Origin of the sequence: uncultured Rothia sp., from assembly GCF_963507905.1 — a bacterium.
GTDB lineage: Bacteria > Actinomycetota > Actinomycetes > Actinomycetales > Micrococcaceae > Rothia.
Genome location: NZ_CAUOUU010000016.1, coordinates 16258 through 35640, shown reverse-complemented (window position 1 = coordinate 35640; position 19383 = coordinate 16258). Strand labels below are relative to the sequence as shown.

General features: G+C 60.3%; 20 protein-coding genes and 1 tRNA gene. 12 read left to right on the top strand and 9 right to left on the bottom strand.

Going from position 1 to position 19383, the window contains the following annotated elements; all coding sequences use genetic code 11:
• Positions 1-360: 360 nt before the first annotated feature.
• The 9 genes from rpmB (at position 361) to RQ593_RS08790 (ending at position 7991) form a co-directional block, all read left to right on the top strand.
• On the top strand, positions 361-597 hold the full coding sequence (gene rpmB, locus RQ593_RS08830; protein WP_004005966.1) for a 50S ribosomal protein L28: 237 nt from the start codon (positions 361-363) through the stop codon (positions 595-597).
• Positions 598-600: 3 nt separating this feature from the next.
• Positions 601-771 carry a 50S ribosomal protein L33 gene (rpmG, locus tag RQ593_RS08825; RefSeq protein WP_004005967.1) on the top strand — a complete coding sequence of 57 codons (171 nt, stop codon included), beginning with the start codon at positions 601-603 and terminating at the stop codon, positions 769-771.
• A 2-nt stretch (positions 772-773) separates the two neighbouring features.
• Entirely contained in the window at positions 774-1079 is a 306-nt protein-coding gene (rpsN, locus tag RQ593_RS08820; RefSeq protein ID WP_005506731.1) for a 30S ribosomal protein S14, read from the top strand.
• A gap of 92 nt (positions 1080-1171) precedes the next feature.
• Positions 1172-1459, top strand: coding sequence for an HU family DNA-binding protein (locus tag RQ593_RS08815; protein ID WP_005506733.1), 288 nt, complete (start codon positions 1172-1174; stop codon positions 1457-1459).
• Positions 1460-2019: 560 nt separating this feature from the next.
• Positions 2020-2880, top strand: a complete 861-nt coding sequence (locus RQ593_RS08810) for a hypothetical protein (protein WP_311450409.1) — start codon at positions 2020-2022, stop codon at positions 2878-2880.
• A 213-nt stretch (positions 2881-3093) separates the two neighbouring features.
• Positions 3094-3807, top strand: a complete 714-nt coding sequence (locus RQ593_RS08805; RefSeq protein ID WP_311450408.1) for a hypothetical protein — start codon at positions 3094-3096, stop codon at positions 3805-3807.
• A gap of 234 nt (positions 3808-4041) precedes the next feature.
• On the top strand, positions 4042-4740 hold the full coding sequence (locus RQ593_RS08800; protein ID WP_311450407.1) for a transcriptional regulator: 699 nt from the start codon (positions 4042-4044) through the stop codon (positions 4738-4740).
• A 274-nt stretch (positions 4741-5014) separates the two neighbouring features.
• Positions 5015-5767: a preprotein translocase subunit SecD gene (locus tag RQ593_RS08795; RefSeq protein ID WP_311450406.1), complete on the top strand. Its 753-nt coding sequence runs from the start codon at positions 5015-5017 to the stop codon at positions 5765-5767.
• 253 nt (positions 5768-6020) lie between these two features.
• Positions 6021-7991, top strand: coding sequence for an NHL domain-containing thioredoxin family protein (locus RQ593_RS08790; RefSeq protein ID WP_311450405.1), 1971 nt, complete (start codon positions 6021-6023; stop codon positions 7989-7991).
• 228 nt (positions 7992-8219) lie between these two features.
• On the opposite strand, the gene RQ593_RS08785 is transcribed toward RQ593_RS08790, so the two are convergent.
• Positions 8220-9197: a hypothetical protein gene (locus tag RQ593_RS08785; protein WP_311450404.1), complete on the bottom strand. Its 978-nt coding sequence runs from the start codon at positions 9195-9197 to the stop codon at positions 8220-8222.
• A 63-nt stretch (positions 9198-9260) separates the two neighbouring features.
• On the opposite strand from RQ593_RS08785, the gene RQ593_RS08780 reads away from it, so the two are divergent.
• Positions 9261-9962, top strand: a complete 702-nt coding sequence (locus RQ593_RS08780) for a hypothetical protein (RefSeq protein ID WP_070644294.1) — start codon at positions 9261-9263, stop codon at positions 9960-9962.
• 144 nt (positions 9963-10106) lie between these two features.
• Here the strand turns inward: RQ593_RS08780 and RQ593_RS08775 are convergent, their stop codons facing one another.
• The 8 genes from RQ593_RS08775 to RQ593_RS08740 all read right to left on the bottom strand — a co-directional run bounded on the left by RQ593_RS08775 (position 10107) and on the right by RQ593_RS08740 (position 17059).
• Complete coding sequence (locus RQ593_RS08775) at positions 10107-10772, bottom strand: methyltransferase domain-containing protein (protein WP_311450403.1); 666 nt, start codon at positions 10770-10772, stop codon at positions 10107-10109.
• A 167-nt stretch (positions 10773-10939) separates the two neighbouring features.
• Positions 10940-12052, bottom strand: coding sequence for a MauE/DoxX family redox-associated membrane protein (locus tag RQ593_RS08770; protein WP_311450402.1), 1113 nt, complete (start codon positions 12050-12052; stop codon positions 10940-10942).
• Positions 12053-12404: 352 nt separating this feature from the next.
• On the bottom strand, positions 12405-13460 hold the full coding sequence (locus RQ593_RS08765; protein WP_311450401.1) for a ThiF family adenylyltransferase: 1056 nt from the start codon (positions 13458-13460) through the stop codon (positions 12405-12407).
• Positions 13451-14221, bottom strand: coding sequence for a thiazole synthase (locus RQ593_RS08760; protein WP_311450400.1), 771 nt, complete (start codon positions 14219-14221; stop codon positions 13451-13453). Before RQ593_RS08760 ends, RQ593_RS08765 begins: the two co-directional genes overlap by 10 nt.
• Positions 14222-14376: 155 nt before the next feature.
• On the bottom strand, positions 14377-14574 hold the full coding sequence (gene thiS, locus RQ593_RS08755) for a sulfur carrier protein ThiS (protein WP_049328087.1): 198 nt from the start codon (positions 14572-14574) through the stop codon (positions 14377-14379).
• A 48-nt stretch (positions 14575-14622) separates the two neighbouring features.
• Positions 14623-15705, bottom strand: coding sequence for a glycine oxidase ThiO (gene thiO, locus RQ593_RS08750; protein WP_311450399.1), 1083 nt, complete (start codon positions 15703-15705; stop codon positions 14623-14625).
• Positions 15706-15707: 2 nt separating this feature from the next.
• On the bottom strand, positions 15708-16328 hold the full coding sequence (locus RQ593_RS08745) for a thiamine phosphate synthase (RefSeq protein ID WP_311450398.1): 621 nt from the start codon (positions 16326-16328) through the stop codon (positions 15708-15710).
• Positions 16329-16988: 660 nt separating this feature from the next.
• Positions 16989-17059: transfer RNA gene (locus RQ593_RS08740), tRNA-Gly, on the bottom strand.
• A 153-nt stretch (positions 17060-17212) separates the two neighbouring features.
• Here RQ593_RS08740 and dcd point away from each other — a divergent pair.
• Positions 17213-17812: a dCTP deaminase gene (gene dcd / locus RQ593_RS08735; protein ID WP_049362002.1), complete on the top strand. Its 600-nt coding sequence runs from the start codon at positions 17213-17215 to the stop codon at positions 17810-17812.
• Positions 17813-17942: 130 nt separating this feature from the next.
• On the top strand, positions 17943-19274 hold the full coding sequence (locus RQ593_RS08730; RefSeq protein ID WP_296547255.1) for a septin family protein: 1332 nt from the start codon (positions 17943-17945) through the stop codon (positions 19272-19274).
• The last annotated feature ends 109 nt before the right edge of the window (positions 19275-19383 follow it).

The window sequence follows — 19383 nt, the reverse complement described above, 5'->3', positions numbered from 1 at the left end:
TTGTCGCCCGACGGCAGGCGTGCATCCGCGAATCGAGCGCTTCGCTTAAACGAGGCGCAATCGACTCAGAACACCGAGATTCCGCGGATTTTTAAGGCAGAATCCGGCGTGCAAGCTTGCACGAACCCCCGTATTTACCTAGAATTTAACGCTGTTCGTAGTGGTGGAAACGCCTCTCGACACTAATAAGCTTCACCGTTTTTCCCGCGGCGGGGATCGATGCGTGGCCTCTCACCCACGTGACGATCTCAAACACTCTAGCCCGGCGAATAACCCGGTGCTTCTACATTGGTGGCGGGACGCTCACGAGTAACATCGACTGCGTACCGTCATAAAAGTCAATCAATAAAGGAGTGAAACATGGCAGCAGTCTGCCAGGTGACCGGAGCTGTTCCCGGCTTTGGACACAGCATTTCGCACTCGCATCGCCGCAACAAGCGTCGATTCGACCCGAACGTTCAGAAGAAGACCTACTGGGTTCCTTCGCTGCGTCGTAAGGTAACCCTGAACGTGTCCGCTAAGGGCATCAAGGTTATCGATGCTCGTGGCATCGATGCCGTTGTTGCAGAAATCATCGCACGCGGGGAGAAGATCTAGTAAATGGCATCCAAGGCTAAGGACCTCCGTCCTATCATCAAGCTCAAGTCCACTGCTGGCACCGGTTACACCTACGTGACCCGTAAGAACCGCCGCAACAACCCCGACCGTATGGTGCTGAAGAAGTACGACCCCGTCGTTCGCAAGCACGTTGACTTCCGAGAGGAGCGCTAAGAATGGCTAAGAAGTCCAAGATCGCTCGCAACGAGCAGCGCAAGGTCATCGTCGCTCGCTACAACGAGAAGCGTATCGCGCTGAAGAAGACCCTGATCGACGAGAACGCTACCCCCGAGGAGCGCGAAGCAGCACGCGTGGCACTGCAGAAGCTGCCCCGCAACGCTTCCCCCGTTCGCGTGCGTAACCGCGACCAGATCGACGGCCGCCCCCGCGGTACCTTCCAGAAGTTCGGTATCTCCCGCGTGCGCTTCCGCGAGATGGCACACCGCGGCGAGCTGCCCGGTATCACCAAGTCCAGCTGGTAAATCTGGTATTTTAGTTCCTAAACGGTTTTCCGTCGTCACCGACGGTCACTCGCTTTAGACTCAAACCTTAAGTCTCTGGAAGGGGCACCCTAATGGCTAAGAACCGTACCGAACTCGTTGCAGAGGTTGCAGAGAAGTCTGGCAAGAGCCAGGCAACTGTAAACGCAGTCCTCGACGCAGTGTTCCAGGTTTTCGAGTCTTCCGTCTCCAAGGGCGAGAAGATCACCATCCCCGGTTGGATGGCAATCGAGCGCACCGACCGTGCAGCTCGTACCGGCCGTAACCCGCAGACCGGCGAAACCATCCAGATTCCCGCCGGTCACGGCGTGAAGCTGACCGCAGGCTCCAAGCTGAAGGCAGCAGTCGCTAAGAAGAAGTAATTCTTGAGACTTTGAATCTGCTAAAGACCCCCACCAATATGGTGGGGGTCTTTTAGTATGCCCAGATGCTCTCTCTTGGCGCTGGGGGGGGCACAGGTTGCTGGGAGGTGGTGGTACAGGCGAGGTGGTGCGGCTGGCGAAGCGGTACAGCTAGCGGATTGGGAGGGCACGCGCGGCGGGGAGCACGCACAAGGTGGGTCTTCAAGACCCTAACCCTTAACTCGAGCATAAGACACAGAAAGTAGCTCGGTTTCACAGGGGAAGCTATGATGGGCTACAGAAAAAATAAAGAAAATTTATTCATTCGAGCATAAAGCTATGCATAATCTGAGCGAAAACCCGCGATTATCAAACCCCGCTGGGAAAAATACTTATACATCCCCGTTTGGACACAGCTTAAACACAGCAAACTAAAGCTCAATCTTAGACTCACACCCTAAGCTGGAATCACCGGCGAAGGAAAAGCCACACACCATACACAACGGCCCCACCCAACCGGAAAATCAACCATACAAACCCCGGACGATTGACCCTCCGGGATGCACAAGGAGAACCACCTCATGGCACGCCCCGCTCAGCACACTTCCGAACAGGCCACCAACCGTCGCTTCCGCACCGGCGCGGCAGCACTGTCCCTGGCAGCAATCGCAGCACTCGGCCTGAGCGCCTGCGGTGCACAGAACACCTCCAACCCGGCACCCACCGCCACCGCAACCGCTAAGGCATCCTCCACCGCCGACGCAGCAGTCAATGCGGGCAACGGCAAGGTCACCGTCAAGGCAAGCGACGCAGCCTCCCCGAGCGCCACCGCAAGCAGCTCCCAGGGCACCGTCACCGTCACCGAAAACGGTGTGACCGTCAGCGGTGCTGATGGTACCGGGGTCACCGCAGACGCCAACGGTAATGTGACCGTCAACGGCGCGAACGGAACCGGCGTGACCGCCGACGCTAGCGGCAATGCAACCGTCAACGGCGGCTCGGCATCGAACAACTCCGGCTCCAGCAACTCGGGATCCTCCGCAAAGGTCGACGAGAAGGCTGGCGAGACCTCCGCCAAGAGTGGCGCGAACGGTACCGGTAACGGCACCGTGACCGTCGACAGCGGAACCGTCAGCGCAGCCAACGGCTACACCCTCATCGAAATCAAGACCGACGGCGGCTGGTCCTACCACGCCCCCAACGGCGACATCATCGAGGTACGAGCTGACGGCTCCTGGGAGCGCGTTGGCGATGGAGGCGTCGTTGAGGTTGATGCTGACGGCTCCTGGGAACAGACCGGCGAGAACGGCGTAATCGAGGTAGAAGCTAACGGCACCTGGGAACAGGCCGGCGGCAAAGGCGCGGTTAAGGTACCCAGCGTCCCCCTCAAGCCCGCCGGTGCTGGCGCTGACCCGGTCAAGCCCGTCACTCCCCGCCGCTAAGAAGCTGACTGACGAACCGGGTGAAAACGTGGGCTATGCCACCCGCTAGAATGCGGATAAACACCCACGTGCCCGGATAAACAGACCCAAACTCGATAGAATTAACGCGGTTGGTTAAACCGATAATCGTTATGGGACCCCACAAGGATCCTGCGCACGACGCGAATACGTCGCCAACTAGCCGCACCATACTAACAACCACAAGGAGAAACAATGGCATTCGCCCCCGCAATGAAGAAGACCACCGCGGTTCTGTCCATCGCTTTCGCAGGCGCACTGGGCCTGAGCGCATGTGGCTCCCAGTCCTCTTCCACCACCACCGCGACTGCATCCGCATCTGCTTCTGCGACTGCTTCCGCAAGCGCATCGGCTAAGGCATCCTCTGCAGCTGCAACCACCTCGGCTGCATCTGCTTCCGCTACTGCAGGCGTGAAGGTTGACAAGGACGGCAACGTCACCGTCAAGGCTAACGACGGCGAAGGCAACTCCGCAGACGTGAAGGTCGGCGCAGATGGCAAGGCTTCCGTCAACGCTAAGGACTCCGAGGGTAACTCCTCCAAGGTAGAGTCCGACGAGAAGGGCACCAAGGCTGAGTCCAAGGACTCCGAGGGTAACTCCTCCTCCGCCGTTGAGGGCGACGTTGTTGCTTCCGAGGACGGCGGCTGGTCCATTCAGGGTGACGAAGGTCAGGTAGCTGTACAGGCTGACGGCTCCTGGGGCCGCCAGGACGCAAACGGCCAGGTCGCAGTTAAGGCTGACGGCTCCTGGACCATCCAGTCCAACAGCGGCCTGCAGGCATCCGTGGACGCATCCGGTGAAGTAATCTCCATCGTTGGCGGCGAGAAGGCAGACCTGAAGGCTCCGAAGGTTCCCGCAAAGCCCGCACAGGCTAAGGTCAACCCCGTCAAGCCCGCACAGCCCAAGTAAGCTGCAAAGAGCTGACAACGGCTTGTGACGCTACCAGAGCGTAACAGCCCCTGACCTAGAAGACGCCCCGTGTGCATCCGAACGTGATGCGTGCGGGGCGTTTCTGCGCGCTTGCAGAGTACCGCCAGGATGAGGTGCTAGGCTGAAAACGGAAAAACCACCTCAACAACTCCCACCCGTACGGACACCCCGGACGCCCAGCGCAGTTCGAAACCTACCAGAAAAGAGAACACAGTGAAGAAATCTATCGCTGTTCTGTCCCTAAGCCTCGCCGCAACCCTCGGCCTTGCCGCGTGTAGCCCCACCAACATCAAGGCGCCCGCCGAAAGCCAGAGTGCATCCGCGAGCGCGTCTGCATCTGCGAGCGCGTCGGCTACCGCTTCTGCGAGCGCATCCTCCGAGTCCAAGGCAAGCGCATCGGCATCCGGCTCGGCAAGCGCATCTGAGAAGAGCTCTTCAGATACTAAGGGCACCGATAGTAGCTCCAGTGATAACGCCGCAGTCGGAATCGGTAAGCAACGATACAACGTCTTCAAGAAGGGCGCTGAACAGGCCAAGAAGGACCCCAGCACTAAGAAGAGCACCAACGCTGACGGCGCCGTGTACACCGACACGAAGGAAGGCGCCTCCATCGTCGAAGCTAAGAACGGTGACTACATCCTGATCAAGGATGACGGCGGCTGGATCCGCGTTAGCCCCGACGGATCGCTCAGCAGCGTCAGCGAATCCGGCGACTGGAGCGTCATCAAGACCAACGGCGACACCATCGCTGTTGATGAGAACGGTGAAGCTACCATCACGAACGTTGTCACCGGTGAATACTCCCAGGACTACAAGTCGCTGGAACTGCCCAAGCCCCCGGCCCCCGTGGACGGCTACAGCACCGCCCCGAAGGAAGGCGTGAAGCCGACCAGCGCCAAGACCCACGAGTAGGCAGACCCGTACAGGGGTAGCCGTTCGTAGCGCCTTTCAAAGCTTGAACGCCCCGTGCGCATCCGATAGCGATGCGTGCGGGGCGTTTTGCGTCTTCAAGCTACGCTGAGAAGAGCCGTGAAAGTAGCGGGGGAGGGGAAGCGCCGCAACATCTCAGGGAGCTTTCAGGTCACGGTGCTAGCATGATGGCGTACACCGGGTAGCCCGTGTACAGGTCAACCACACCACGCACTGCGCCGTCGCAGAGCGGCGCATACAGAAAAGAGAAACTACAGTGAAGAAGTCTATTGCTGTTCTGTCCCTGACCATTGCCGGTGCCCTCGGCCTCGCAGCCTGCGGCGGCAACTCCGGCACCAACTCCAACTCCTCCGCGTCGGCAAGCGCGTCCGCTTCTGCAACCGCGTCTGCAACTGCCTCGGCACCCGCAAGCACCTCCGCAGCAGCAACCAGCGCAAGCACCACCTCCGCAGCAGCTGAAACCACCAAGGCAGAAACCAAGACCACCCAGGGCACCATCAGCGCCCCCAGCGGCCTGCCCAGCGAAGCCGCTGAAGCGCTCCAGAAGGGTCAGGAAGCCGCCCAGCAGGGAGCCTCCGCAGGCTACACCGCCAGCAAGAAAGCCCTGGATCAGCTCAAGGAGCAGTCCGGTGTGAAGAAGGCACAGACCAGCGACGGCACCGTCTACTACAGCGATAAACTCGCTGCCTTCGAATCCAAGGACGGTGCTATCATCAGCATCCAGAATAACGGTGTGTGGACCAGCATGGACTCCAACGGTACAACCATCGTCGTGAAAGAGGACGGCTCCTGGATTAAGACCAACCCCAAGGACAACCTCTACACCGTCGTCAATGCAGACGGCACCGCATCCGTGCTGAACACCAAGACCTTCGAAAAGGCGACCGACGTCTCCACCATCGAGACCCCGAAGGCCCCCGGCCGTATCGACGGCTTCAGCGGCACCGCTAAGACCCCGGTCAAGCCCACCAAGATTGGTGACCTCTCCGAGGTTGCAGGCGCCAAGTAAAAACTAGTTCCTACCACCGGGCCGAACAGCCCGCCACAATAGGGACACCAACGCTCCGCGCGCATCTATACGTGATGCGTGCGGGGCGCTTTATATACCCACGAACCACCCGGAATATGACTTAATATGACAGGTCGTTAAGGCCCCAAGTCACAAAGCTCAACTCCCAGCGAACCACCCCCACCACGCTGGCATAATGGGGACAGCAAACCGACGCGCCCACACACGGCGCACCCAACAGGAGAGAGAACCCATGAGCGAGAACACCACCCGCAGCGTACGCGTGCGCGCCAGCGAACTCGAAGGCCGAGCCTGGCTCAACACCGGCGACAAAAACCTCACCCTGCAGGACCTCCGCGGCAAAATCGTTATTCTCGACTTCTGGACCCTCTGCTGCATCAACTGCCTGCACGTCCTCGACGAACTACGCCCTCTCGAAGAAGAATTCTCCGACGTGCTCGTCACCGTCGGCGTACACAGCCCCAAATTCGAACACGAAGCAGACCCCGTAGCGCTCGCCGCAGCCGTCGACCGCTACCACATCACCCACCCCGTACTCGACGACCCCGAACTGACCACCTGGCAGGCATACACCGCCCGCGCATGGCCCACCCTCGTCGTCGTCGACCCCGAAGGCTACATCGTCGCCCACCTCTCCGGTGAAGGCCACGTACAGGGCCTCACCTCCCTCGTACGCGAGCTCGTCGCCGAGCACGAGGCGAAGGGCACCCTGCACCGCGGCGACGGCCCCTACGTGCCCCGCCCCAAGGCAGCCGGCACCTACGCCTTCCCCGGCAAGGCCATCGAACTGCCCGCCGAATTCGGCCCCGCAAACCTCTTCGGCAACCGCGAGCGCACCTACCTCGTCGCCGACAGCGCGCGCCACCGCATCCTGCAGGTAGCCGCCGACCTCAACACCGTCATCAACACCTACGGTGGCGGCGACGACCCCGTCAACCACCCCGTCAAGGGCCACGTCGACGGCACCGGCACCGAAGCACGCTTCAACGAACCCGCCGGCCTCGCCCTCGTACCCGAAAACCTGCGCGAACAGCTCGGCTACGACGTGCTCGTCGCCGACACCGTCAACCACCGCCTGCGCTCCCTCAACCTGCGCACCGGCGAAGTCCGCACCCTCGCAGGCAACGGCGTGCAGCGCGTCATCGACGGCGACAACGCCATCACCGGCGACCCCAACCACATCCCCGCAGGCGTACCCGCCACCGAAATTGCGCTCTCCTCGCCCTGGGATGCCGTCTACTCCCGCGAAGCCGGCCAGTTCATCATCGCCATGGCAGGTACCCACCAGCTCTTCGGCTACGAACCCGTCACCGGTGCCGTCAGCATCTTCGCTGGCTCCGGCGTCGAAGGCCTCGCCGACGGCCCCGCCGCTGAAGCCTGGTTCGCCCAGCCCTCCGGCATCATCGAAGCACGCGACGGCAGCCTCTGGGTCGCATGCTCCGAAACCAGCGGCCTGCGCCACATCACCTTCACCGAAGACGGCGTACAGGTCACCTCCGCCGTCGGCAAGGGCCTGTTCGACTTCGGCTTCGTCGACGGTGACTCCGACACCGCCCGCATGCAGCACCCCCTCGGCCTGACCGAACTGCCCGACGGATCCATCGCAGTCGCCGACACCTACAATGGCGCCATCCGCCGCTGGGACCCCGTTACCGGCACCCTCGGCACCCTCGAACGCGGCCTCGACGAACCCTCCGATCTGCTCGTCGAAGAAGCACTCGGCGAAGAACCGCGCCTCATCATCGTCGAAACCAACGCCCACCAGCTCGTACGCGCCTCCATCCCCGCCAAGGCACAGCACGTCGACGAAGGCGCCATCACCACCGCACGCCCCTCCACCAAGCTCACCGGCGGCACCCTCGAATTCACCTCGCGATTCACCGTGCCCACCGGTCAGAAGCTCGACACCCGCTGGGGCGACCCCACCCAGCTGAAGATCTCATCCACCCCCGAGAACTTCATCCTGGAAGGCGCCGGCACCTCCACCGGACTGACCCGCACCCTCGTGCTCAACCCCGAAATCACCGAGGCAGTCCTGCACATCACCGCACGCGCCGCCGCCTGCGACGGCACCCCCGGCGGTGACATCCCCGAGCACGCAGCATGCCACCTCTACCAGCAGGACTGGGGTATTCCCGTCGTCGTGACCGGTGACGAGGCAGACGAAAGCGAACTCGTCCTGGACCTGCGCGGTATCAACTAGGGATCTATAAAAGAATCAAGGGTCAGTATTATCCTCGCTCCTACAGGGGCACCCGTCCTCGCTTCGCTCGGACACCCTGATGCCGCTACGGATAACACCGGCCCTTTCTTAACCCATATAAGCTACGAGCCAGTATGCTCTTCGCTCCTACAGGGAACCCGCCCTCGCTTCGCTCGGGCACCCTGATGTCGCTTCAGAGCATACTGGCTCTCGCGCAGCTCAGCGGCTTTAGAAGGAGACTCGGACCGCCTTCGCATCCGCCTCCACCGACGCCTTCAACGTAAACGGAATCTCCTTCTGCACCTGCGAACGCGCACCCGTAAACAAATCCAACTGAGTAAACGACACCTTCGCCGTACCCGACATCGGCTTCAACGACCACACACCCGCCGAACTCACACTCACCTGCGGATCCGCAACCTTCACCACAGACCACTTCACCTCAGAATCCACACGACCCGTAAACGCATACTCAAAAGGGCACCCACCAGGATAAAGAGTGCTCTGCTGCGTACACTTCTTCAAATGATCCTGCACCTGCTCCTTTACCGACGACAACGCATTATCACTCGGCTTCAACTCCATACGCACCGCATGATTCGCATCCTGCGCAGTCACCACCTCATTCACCTTCTGCGCCGTATACACCGTCGAATCATACGACACCGCATACACACCCGGATAAAACACCGGGAACGACGCCGCACCATCATCCACCGCAACCTTACGGTTATTAATCGTCGCAGCCTCCACACCCTGAATATTCACCTTCACCGACGGCAAAGACGCCTCATCAATAGCCCACTTATCAAAAAAGCCCCAATGCGTACCCGAACGATGCAAACGAAAATCCGTATGCTGCTGCGAACCCTCCAACGTATAGGACGCACGCACCGTCGCATGCTCACCATCCTCGCTGGTCTCCACCACCTCATACGACACCTCACCCAACGAAGACACCGAACGCCTCAAAGCATCCCCATCAAGCAAAGATGCGTCACCCTCAGGAATCTGCGCACCCAACAAGCCACGCGCATACGAACCATTACCCGTACGCAACGCATGAAAATACTCCCGCACCTGACCCGTCGGACCATACACCAGCTTATTCGTCATAACCAGCGCCGCAGCAGCCACAGAAACCGCCACCACAACACCGACCATCCACATTGCCAGAACCCGCTCCACGGGAGAAAAATTACGCATAGAACCAGAGTAACGCAGGTAGTCCGCTAGGTTTCACGCACCGCACACACTAAAGTTGTGTATATGGCAGAACGCGCTCACGAAGTCCCCGCCAAATACGGCGAAGTCAACGAACTATTCCACCCCCGCATGCGCTCCTACGGCAGGCGCATCGAAGCGGCACTCCCCGGCACCATCGTGCTCCTCGCCGCGCTCGCCTTCATCCTCTACAAGCGACCCGCCCTGCCGTACACCATCCTCGTACTGCTCATCGGCACTATCGCAGGCGTAAACCTCTACTCAGTCCTCAAACCCACCATCATCGTCATCACCAAAACCCACGTGCTCCGCGCACGCACCTTCGGCTGGTTCGCCGTACCCCTCGAAAACATCGACCACACCATCTACGCCGAAAAGCTCTACCCCAAAAAAGCCTACGGCCAGAAACTCAAAACCGTCGCCGGCCGCCTACGCTACCGCAGCTTCCCCGCCATGTGGGCCGTCGACAAAGACGGCAAACAGCTCATGCGCATCGACGGCCGCGTCTGGGACGGCAAAACCATGCGAGAAGTCTCCTCCAAGCTCTCCGCCCAAACCACCATCTACAAGCAGATCAATGTGGTCAACATGGACAAAGAACACAAGGGACTCATCACCTTCAACGAGCTACACCCCGGCTGGCGCTCCAGCCTCATGACCGCGCTTGCCGTCATCATCGTGGCAATCCTCTTCGCAGCGTCCTTCCTGCCCGAAGAAGTCGCCCGCAACATCTACATGATCCACTAGAACAACCATTCTTCTTTAGTGCCTCTTCTGGATGCGCTTCTTCCGGACACACAAAAGGCCCGGCACCCACCCCACACAGGGGAGGCGCCGGGCCATTTGTATGCCTAGCTAAATGCGCTTAGCGCGCTCGTTGTACAGGTGAATCTATTCCGCCGGGCGGGACAGCACCGCCACCAAAAACTCTGAAGAACCCTCAACAAACGGGTGCATCTGCCACGACGAATACGTGTTATCCACGTTCAAACCAGCCTCGCGGGCATCCGCCAAAAACTGCTCAAACGCATAATCACGGCCCGGACCCGAACCGTAACCCACGACGGCGCGGCCGCCCGGCGCCAACACACGACGGAAATTCTCAACCACCGGCTTACGAGTCGAACGAGCCAAGAAACCCATCACATTACCCGCACACACCAGCAACTCAAAACCATTCTCCGCCGTAGCCTCACCCTCAATGCCCAGCACCTCCGGCAAATCCACCAAATCGGCAGTAATCCAAGTAGCATCCGGGCAGACGCGGCGCGCCTCCTCAATCAGCTCAGGATCAATATCCACACCCGTCACACGGTGGCCCAACGCGTGCAGCTGCTTACCCACACGACCAGGACCCGAACCCGCATCAAGAATCTTCGCGCCACGAGAAGCCAACGCATTCACCAGACGAGACTCACCCGCCATATCATTACCCTCAGCCTCCATCGCCTTGAAACGGTCAATATACCACTGCGAATGATTCGGGTTGCTCTCCTTGCGGATCAGCCACAGGGACTTCTCACGCTCGCCCGGAGCGTTGAAACTCATCATTGCCATAAAAACTCCTTAGACAGGGTTGAGGACACGCCAGCCACCAGGCAAGGTGACCGCGGCGTATAAGCGGTGTGTGCGCTACGTACTAGCATAGCCCCACCCGGCGCCTGCCGGTAAGGGCAGTAAGAGCCGGACGGGGCTACGGGAGGGCAGCCGCGGCAAGGGCGCGTTTAGAGGTGGTCGCCCTCAGTATTCGACGTGCCCTCAGCGAGCGCCTTACGCATCTGCTCCTGACGCTCCTCCTCAGCCAGACGAGCAGCCTCAGCGAACTGCTCCTCAATATCGGTTAGCAGCGCCTCAACCTCCTCCTTACCAGCCACCGGGCCGCCAGCAATCAGACCATCAGCGCCCAAAACCACAGCCAACGGCACACCATTACCGAAATTCGCGCGCGCACCCGCCTCACGGTCAATCAGCGGAGTCAACCCTTCAGGTAACGTACCCGCATTACGCGAGGTCTGCAACGACTCCAGGCTCGAATACACCGGATGCAACGCCACCTGCGGCAGACGCTCCTGCCACGAAGACATCGTCTTCAAAAACTTCACGCAACCAGCACACGTTGCCGACACGAACACCAGCATACGCGCCTGATTCTTAGCCAACGCACGCATATTCGTGTGACGGCCATTCTCCAGGTACAGCGCCGCATGAGGAATCGGCATACGAACATACTGCTCCTCGCCGTTCTCGTCATACACCGGCTCCGGCAAAATCACCTCAGCCTGCGGCTCCGGCTGCGCCAGCGCATCACCGCGGCGAACAGCCTCCATCGTCAACGCAATCAGCGCCGCACCAATCACCCAAGCCCAGCCGCTAACGTCCAGACCCAGCAGAGTCGACACAACACCCGTGCCACCCTTCAACGCACTCGCATGCGCGCCAGCAGCCGCCAACAGCAGCGCAACATTACGGATCAGCGTATAACGGCTCACCGGCGCATTCGACTCAGAGCCAAAACAATTACAACCCGCAGTACGACCCGTAGCCAGCGCGCGCGCAATCACCACCGTATAGAACAGCATCAGAATCAGCGCCAAACCCGAAGCAATCACAACAGGCAAACGCACCGGCGACAGCAGCAGAACGGCGGCTAGGGCAATCTCGAACCACGGCAGGACAAGCGACACCGCACGGGTCGGCGCGATCTTCTCCAAACCAAGATTCTGAATACCAGTCACGGTACTCTGCGGATCCTTCGCCTTAGCAATACCGCTGACGAGCAGGGTTAGGGCGATGAGAGCCGTACACAAAACAAGCGGCACAGTAGGGACGGTGAGCATAAAACTCCTAGAGTGAGTGTGCGAAAACAGGAGGCGGCAGGGCAGTTTTCGGGCAGAATAAACCGCGCGACGTGCCGCCGTGTTATACACGATTTTACGCCCTGCACATGGGGAAACCGTCTCTACGAGTTAAGCGCCTACCAGTTAAGCGGAAAGCGGTATACGCCCTCGTTCCTACAGGGGCACCCGTCCTCGCTTCGCTTCGGACACCCTGATGTCACTACGGGCGATACCGCTTTCCTTAGGGCTTGGCGCGCTATGCCCTTCCTCCGCTCCTGCAGGGGACCCGCCCTCGCAGAGCTCGGGCACCCTGATGTCGCTTCCGGAAGGGATAGCGACGCCTCGTACATGCTTAGATAGCCGTGAGGCGCACCCCGTACTCGCCCGCCAGCTCCGCGTACGCCTGCACGAAGCGCTGCGCCCTCGCGCCCGAGGCACAGAAAACGCCCACCCGCTGATCACGCACCGACTCAAACAGAGTCAGCAGCTCCGCGGGTACGCGGTCTGCCGGCAGCAGCGAGCCGTCAGCGTCAGTCAGCTGCGACAGCGGGAAATGCCGCGAGCCCTCATGCTTCACCGACTCCTCACGCTCAGGTACCTCACGCACATCCAACAGCACCTGTGGAACCTCATGCGCCGACAAATCCACCGGTACCACACGCGCCGGATCAGGCACCGCCCCAAACGACGTACACGTACCCGACAAGGCATCATAGGTCAGCAAGCTACCCGCCGCCGTCGGCAAGCCACTCACATGCTTGAGCACCTCCGTCGCCATCAGCGAACCAACCACCGCTGTTGTTGCCCCCAAGACACCGGCAAGCGCGCACGACTCCGCCGTCTGCGGAGTCGTCGGAAAAATATCACGCAAATGCGCGCCATCCGGCTCAAAAAGACTCACCGACCCGCCAAAACGCAGAACCGTACCCCACACCAGCGGCAGACCCGCAACCTGCGCGGCATCCGCAATCAGATACTTCGACGCAAACGTATCCGTACAATCCACCACACAATCCGGCGCCGCCGCGGCGAAAAGATCCAAAATCCAGGACGCATCCACATGCCGGATTGTCGTCTCAACCGTCAACGACGGGCACAGCTCCAGCGCACGGCGCGCCGCAACCTCCGCCTTCGGCTCACCCACATCAGGCACCCCAAAAAGCGGCTGACGCTGAATATTCGACAACTCCACCGAATCAGAATCCACAATATGCAGATACCCTACGCCAGCCGCCGCCAACGCCTGAACCACCGGACAACCCAAACCGCCAGCACCAATCACGAGCACACGAGCCGCCGCGACTGCGTCCTGATCAAAACCGGGGAGGCGACGCTGACGGTCCGTGCGCTCGCGATCCAGACGCGCATGCTCCGGATTCACCGGGGTAGGGGAGAGATTTACATCCACGAGACGAAACCCTCCGACGGCGACGACGCCTTCGCGTGCTCACGCACCGGAATACGGCCCGCCTCACGCGCCAACGCGCCAGCCTGCACCGCAAACTTCATCGCCTGAGCCATCGCCACCGGATCCTCAGCACGATTCACCGCCGACGCCAACAACACCGCATCACAACCCAGCTCCATCGCCAGGGCGGCATCCGAAGCGGTACCCACGCCGGCGTCCAGAACCACCGGAACCTGCGCGCGAGAAGCAATCAGCTCAATATTGTGCGGATTCAAAATGCCCAGACCGGTACCAATCGGCGCACCCAACGGCATGACCGCGGCAACGCCCGCATCCTCCAGACGGGCGGCAGCCACTGGATCGTCAGAGGTATATGCGAGCACCGTGAAATCCTCAGCGACCAGCTGCTCGCAAGCGGTCAGCAGCTCCACGGTATCCGGCAGCAGGGTGTCTTCATCGTGAATAATCTCAACCTTCACCCAGGAGGTGCCCAGCGCCTCGCGGGCGAGCATCGCGGTCATCACCGCATCAGCTGCGGTGCGGCACCCTGCGGTATTGGGCAGCGGCGCAATATTGAGCTTCTGCAGAAGCGGAAAAATGGGGGTGCCTGCGGCGTGACGGCGCATGGCAACGGTCGTCATTTCGGTGCCGGAGGCGATGAGCGCCTGTTCGAGCAGGTCCATGCTGGTTGCGCCTCCGGAGCCCATGATAAGGCGGGAGTTGAAAGTGCGGTCGCCGATGGTGAGTGGTGTGAGGCTCATGAGTTCTCCTCTGTGGGAACGTCTAGATAACGGGGTTTGCTGGTTGGTGTTGGGTACTACGGTGCGCCCGGTTTAGCGAACGAAAACCGAGAATGTCTGTTCTTTTTGCCGGTGGGTATGAGCCGGTGGGTATCTCTCCGGTTCAGGCCGGAGGATTAGCCGCCCTGAACGGCGGTGAGGGCGTCCACCCTATCGCCCTCGTTCAGCGGCACATCCAGCCACGTGGAACGCGGCACGATACTGCGGTTGAGCGCCACAGCCACACCATTTTCGGTACCGAACTGGTCCATGACAAGGTCAAATACGGTGCGGGCATTCGTGGTTAGCGGCTCGCCGTTGTAGGTGATGATCATGCGAAATCCTTTCGTGAAGGCGCCGGGTGCATCCGGCGGGGACTGTGTTTAGTGGGTGAATCGTGCCGGGTCGCACGCCTGCATGATGGGCGGAATCTCAGCCCCGCAGGCGACCTCCGCGCCAACCTTGCCGGCGAGTGCGGCAAGCAGAATACCGTGGCGGAAATAGCCCGTGGACACGAGCTGGCGGGTGCCGTCGGCACGAGTGCGGTACCCGAAGATGGGCAGGTCGTCCGGGGTGCCGGGGCGGGCGCCGACGTTCGCCTCCAGAAGCTCGCACTCTTCAACCGCGGGCACCAGGCGGATTGCGTCACGTAGCAGCTGGTGCACGCCGTCAATGGCGGGTAGTGTGCGGTGGTCTTCGCGGCTGGTCGCGCCAATGCACAGCTCCCCGTCGGGGCGGGGGATGAGGTAGACGGGGCGGGAGTTCACGTAGCCGCGCACCACATGCTTGAGAATGGGCCGCGGGGCGCGCAGACGCAGAATGTCCCCGTAGACGGGGCGTAGCGGGTAGTCCCCGTGCAGTGTTGCCCCTAGTCCAGTGCAGATAATGTCGCCCGCATCCGGGTCGGTGACCCGTTCGGTGCTGAAGGTGACGCCGCGGCGGGTGAGGGCGTCTTTGAGGGCGCGCCTCATGAGCCGCGGGTGCAGCTGATGGTCACTGGGGATGCTCACGGCGCCGGCAATACGCGGTGCCAGGAGCGGTTCGAGGGTACGTGCCTGCGTGGGGGTGACGGGGTCTGCGGGGCGGTTCATGTCCCGGTAGTAGGCGCGGGTGCGTTGCAGGTGCTCGGCGTCGGCACGGTCGGCTGCGATGATGAGCGTGCCGGTGGTGTCGTAGCCGGTGGGCAGGTCGGTGGCGCGGCTGAGCCTCTCCATGAGGGAGGGGTAGGCGTCGGCGCTGGCGGTCATGAGCGGGAAGAGCGCGTCCTGCTGGAATTGCACTTCTGCGATGGGCGCGAGCATGCCGCCGGCGTAGTGGCTGGCGGGGGGGTAGATCACGGTGCCGTCGGCGGCGGTGCCGTAGTCGCTGGTTTCGGCGTCGATGAGGTGCACGTTCTCGCCGCGTTCGGTGAGCTCAAACGCGGTGGTGAGGCCAATGATTCCGCCGCCAATGATGGTGATGGTCATGGCTATGCCTGCAGCGCGGGGTTGTCAACGAAGGCGCGGACCATGGCGATTCCGGCAACTCCGGTGGTGCGGATGGCGGGGCAGTCTTCGGGGGTGATGTCGCCGATAGCTACGGTGGGTACGGCGGACAGTTCGGCAAGTTCGCGGAGCCCATCAATGCCGAGGGGCGGGCGGTTGGACTGCTTGGTGGGGCTGGGGCGGAACGGCCCGGTACCAACGTAATCGATCAGATGCGCGATCTTGTTGGACTCTTCGACGAGCTGCCGGGTGCCGGTGGTCAGACCGATGATCGCGTCGGCGCCGAGGAGGGCGCGAGCGTCGGCTACGGGCAGGTCGTCTTGACCGATGTGCACGCCATCAACGCGCACGCCGCGGGCACGCAACGCGAGGGCGACATCAACACGGTCGTCGATGAGGAGGGTCTGGTGCGGCTGGATGATGCCGGCGATAGCTTCGGTGAGCTGGTAGAGCTCGCGCGCGCTGATGGGTTTGGACCTGACCTGGATGCAGGTGGCGTGTTTGGCGGCCCGGACGGTTTCGAGGGGGTTGTCGCCTGTGACGAGGTAGAGGCTCAGGTCGAGGGTGCGTTCGGGGGTGATGTAGGGATGCGTTTCGCGGGTCATGCGGGTCTACGATTCGTCGTCGAGTAGCTGTTTTTGAGAAATTCTCTCATTGAATTTCTGTGGTTAGGTTAGCACAACTGTGTGGTGAGTTGAACATCCTTCAAGCGTTTTGAGGTGTGTGCGCTTGGCTCGCTACACACTTCCTTCGCTCCTACAGGGGCACCCGCCCTCGCAGAGCTCGGGCACCCTGATGTCGCTTCAGGAAGGTATAGCTGTGCTGCGCGCTCGCATGGGGCTACAACAAGCCCTGTCTCGATTAGCTCTCGGAAGGCGCACTGACGTCCCTACGGAACCACCACCATACCCGGCTACCAACCTTCGTCTCCCGGCGAGCTGTCTGCGGTACCTCACCCCAGTATTCCCCCTCCCCGTTCCCGCACACTCTTCCCAAACCGAGGCCCCGCGGTTCGTTCCCCAACGCACGGTCGCACCCACTACTCCACCTGCCCGGAGAAGGGGAGGGAGTTAGCAGGGGAGAGGCCGGTATGTTCCGTCGCGACATCAGGGTGTCCGAAGCGAAGCGAGGACGGGTTCCCTGCAGGAGCAAGGAACATACCGCCTCGACCCGTCCAACCCAAGCGGCATCCTAAACTCTTGGCCCAACCGCCACCTCCAACCCAAAATAAAAACCCCTCACCATTTAGTGAGAGGTTCTGGAAGAGCGGCTGACGGGAATCGAACCCGCGTATCAGGCTTGGGAAGCGTGCGCTCTACCATTGAGCTACAGCCGCATCTTTTTCAGTGTATCGCGCTTGCTTGTCGGGGGTGAAATGTGTCGCGGTTGTTTGTGCGCGGGGCGGCGGGGTTGAAATGTGATGTAGGCCTGTGTGCTGGGGCTGGTGGATGCCTGCACGTGGGTGGTGTTTGCCAGGTATCCTTTAAACGTGCTTATTTCAGATCGCGATATTCGTCAAGAGATTGCTGATGGGCGCATCGTTCTTGAACCGTTCGATGAGTCGATGATTCAGCCTGCAAGTGTGGACGTGAGGATTGATCGTTTCTTCCGTCTGTTCGATAACCATAAGTACCCGCATATTGACCCTGCTCAGCCGCAGGAGGATTTGACGCGCCTGGTTGAGGTGGCTCCTGATGAGCCGTTTATTCTGCATCCGGGTGAGTTTGTGTTGGGTTCTACGTATGAGAAGGTGACTCTGCCTGATGATGTGGCTGCCCGTTTGGAGGGTAAGTCGTCGTTGGGTCGTTTGGGTCTTCTGACTCACTCTACGGCTGGTTTTATTGATCCTGGTTTTTCGGGGCATGTGACGCTTGAGTTGTCGAATATGGCGACTTTGCCGATTATGTTGTGGCCGGGTTCTAAGGTTGGTCAGCTGTGTTTCTTCCGTTTGAGTAGCCCGACTGAGCATCCGTATGGTTCTGGCGCGTATGGTAACCGTTACCAGGGTCAGCGTGGCCCGACTGCTTCGCGTAGTTATTTGAATTTTCATCAGACGATGATTCCTGCGGATGGTTCTGTGGAGTCTTAGTCTTTCCCGCTTTGGGGTGCGGGCGTGCAGGCTGTGTGTTTGTGCGCCCGCGTTGGGCGGTTTTTCGCCTGTTGTGCTCGTGCGTTCACTCGCGTGCGGGTTTTTATCTCTCACTCTCTAAGGATTTTTGATGAATCTGAAGCCTGTTGTTCTGCGTGTTGCTGGCGCGGAAGTTTCTTTGTATCTGATTGATATGTCGGACTCTTTTGTGGAGCGTTTTAAGAAGGCGTGGGAGCCTCTTGCTCCGGAGTTTTTTGATACTCCTGATGAGGCGTATGCTTCGTTGTCTCGTTTTGATCAGGTGATGCTGGTTCATGCGCCGACTGATGAGTCGGTGATGGATTTGGCGAATCCGTTGATGGGTTCGTTTGACAAGGTTTCGACGCTGCGTGTGGCTGATGATGATTCGGGTATGCAGGATCTGACGAGCCGTATTACGTTGGCAATGATTGAGCAGCTGGTTGGTCGCGGTGTGATGCTGCATGCGGCTGTTATTGGTGACCCTGAGTCGAAGCGCGCTGTGGCGCTGGTGGGTGTTTCTGGTAGTGGTAAGACCACTGCGTCGCGTTTCTTGGGTTCGAAGTTTGCGTACCTGACTGATGAGACTGCGATTATTTCGGATGAGGGTGTTGTGTCGCCGTATCCGAAGCCGTTGTCGGTGATTGTTGACCCGAATGCGCCGAAGGATCAGCAGAACCCGGTGGATTTGGGCCTGAACGTGGTTGACCGTGATGATCTCAGCTATGAGCTGTCGCGTATTGTGTTCATTTCTCGTGATGAGTCGGCTTCGGAGCCGTATTTTGAGCGTGTTCCGCTGCATGAGGCTCTGGTGTTCTTGAGTGAGCAGAGCTCGGGTCTGGCGCGTCACCCTGAGGGTGTTGTGTCGCTGGCTAAGCTGGTGGAGCGTTGCGGTGGCGTGTGGCGCCTGGTGTACTCGGAGGTTGAGGACACTTTGCCGCTGGTTCAGGATCTGCTGAATGGTGGCGAGCTGCCGAACGCTGATGAGGTTGAGAAGCTGGAGAAGTACACAGTCGAGGATTACCTGCCGGGTGTGTTCTTGAACGGTACGATTGCGGTGTCTCGTATGCCGGGTACTTCGGGTGTGCGTGTGGGCGAGGACGGCCCGTTCTTGCTGCTGTGTGACACTGAGCTGAATGAGCTGTCTGATTTTGCGGCGGAGTGCTGGCTACAGGCTGAGGGCGACATTTCGTATGATGACCTGTTTGCGCGTTTGGCTGAGATCTTTGAGGGTCTGCCTGCGGAGGCGTATGACGAGAACTTGAGCGCTCTGGCGGCTGGTTCGATGCTGTGGGTTCGTGTGATTGACGATCCGCTGATTGATGACGCGACCTGGGCTCAGATGACCAGCGATGAGGTTCTGGATGAGGAGGAGCAGCAGATTGCGCTGGCCTCTTCTGAGGATGCTGTCTCTGACGATGAGGATGACGTGGTGGAGGACTAGCCACCGGGTCTCTCTGACGTGGCTTACTGACACGGCTCTCTGGCGCGGCTTACTGAGCTCTGCTTGATAGGAGCAGCTTGGTAGGCACTGCTTAAGCACAAGGGAGGGG

Bases quoted from the DNA above. Each gene is read 5' to 3' on its own strand.
- RQ593_RS08775 (WP_311450403.1), bottom strand. From the start codon at position 10,772: ATGGCAATGATGAGTTTCAACGCTCCGGGCGAGCGTGAGAAGTCCCTG.
- RQ593_RS08815 (WP_005506733.1), top strand. From the start codon at position 1,172: ATGGCTAAGAACCGTACCGAACTCGTTGCAGAGGTTGCAGAGAAGTCT.
- rpsN (WP_005506731.1), top strand. From the start codon at position 774: ATGGCTAAGAAGTCCAAGATCGCTCGCAACGAGCAGCGCAAGGTCATC.
- RQ593_RS08780 (WP_070644294.1), top strand. From the start codon at position 9,261: ATGGCAGAACGCGCTCACGAAGTCCCCGCCAAATACGGCGAAGTCAAC.
- RQ593_RS08770 (WP_311450402.1), bottom strand. From the start codon at position 12,052: ATGCTCACCGTCCCTACTGTGCCGCTTGTTTTGTGTACGGCTCTCATC.
- RQ593_RS08810 (WP_311450409.1), top strand. From the start codon at position 2,020: ATGGCACGCCCCGCTCAGCACACTTCCGAACAGGCCACCAACCGTCGC.
- RQ593_RS08785 (WP_311450404.1), bottom strand. From the start codon at position 9,197: ATGCGTAATTTTTCTCCCGTGGAGCGGGTTCTGGCAATGTGGATGGTC.
- RQ593_RS08730 (WP_296547255.1), top strand. From the start codon at position 17,943: ATGAATCTGAAGCCTGTTGTTCTGCGTGTTGCTGGCGCGGAAGTTTCT.
- thiO (WP_311450399.1), bottom strand. From the start codon at position 15,705: ATGACCATCACCATCATTGGCGGCGGAATCATTGGCCTCACCACCGCG.
- rpmB (WP_004005966.1), top strand. From the start codon at position 361: ATGGCAGCAGTCTGCCAGGTGACCGGAGCTGTTCCCGGCTTTGGACAC.
- rpmG (WP_004005967.1), top strand. From the start codon at position 601: ATGGCATCCAAGGCTAAGGACCTCCGTCCTATCATCAAGCTCAAGTCC.
- thiS (WP_049328087.1), bottom strand. From the start codon at position 14,574: ATGATCATCACCTACAACGGCGAGCCGCTAACCACGAATGCCCGCACC.
- RQ593_RS08805 (WP_311450408.1), top strand. From the start codon at position 3,094: ATGGCATTCGCCCCCGCAATGAAGAAGACCACCGCGGTTCTGTCCATC.
- RQ593_RS08745 (WP_311450398.1), bottom strand. From the start codon at position 16,328: ATGACCCGCGAAACGCATCCCTACATCACCCCCGAACGCACCCTCGAC.
- RQ593_RS08790 (WP_311450405.1), top strand. From the start codon at position 6,021: ATGAGCGAGAACACCACCCGCAGCGTACGCGTGCGCGCCAGCGAACTC.
- RQ593_RS08760 (WP_311450400.1), bottom strand. From the start codon at position 14,221: ATGAGCCTCACACCACTCACCATCGGCGACCGCACTTTCAACTCCCGC.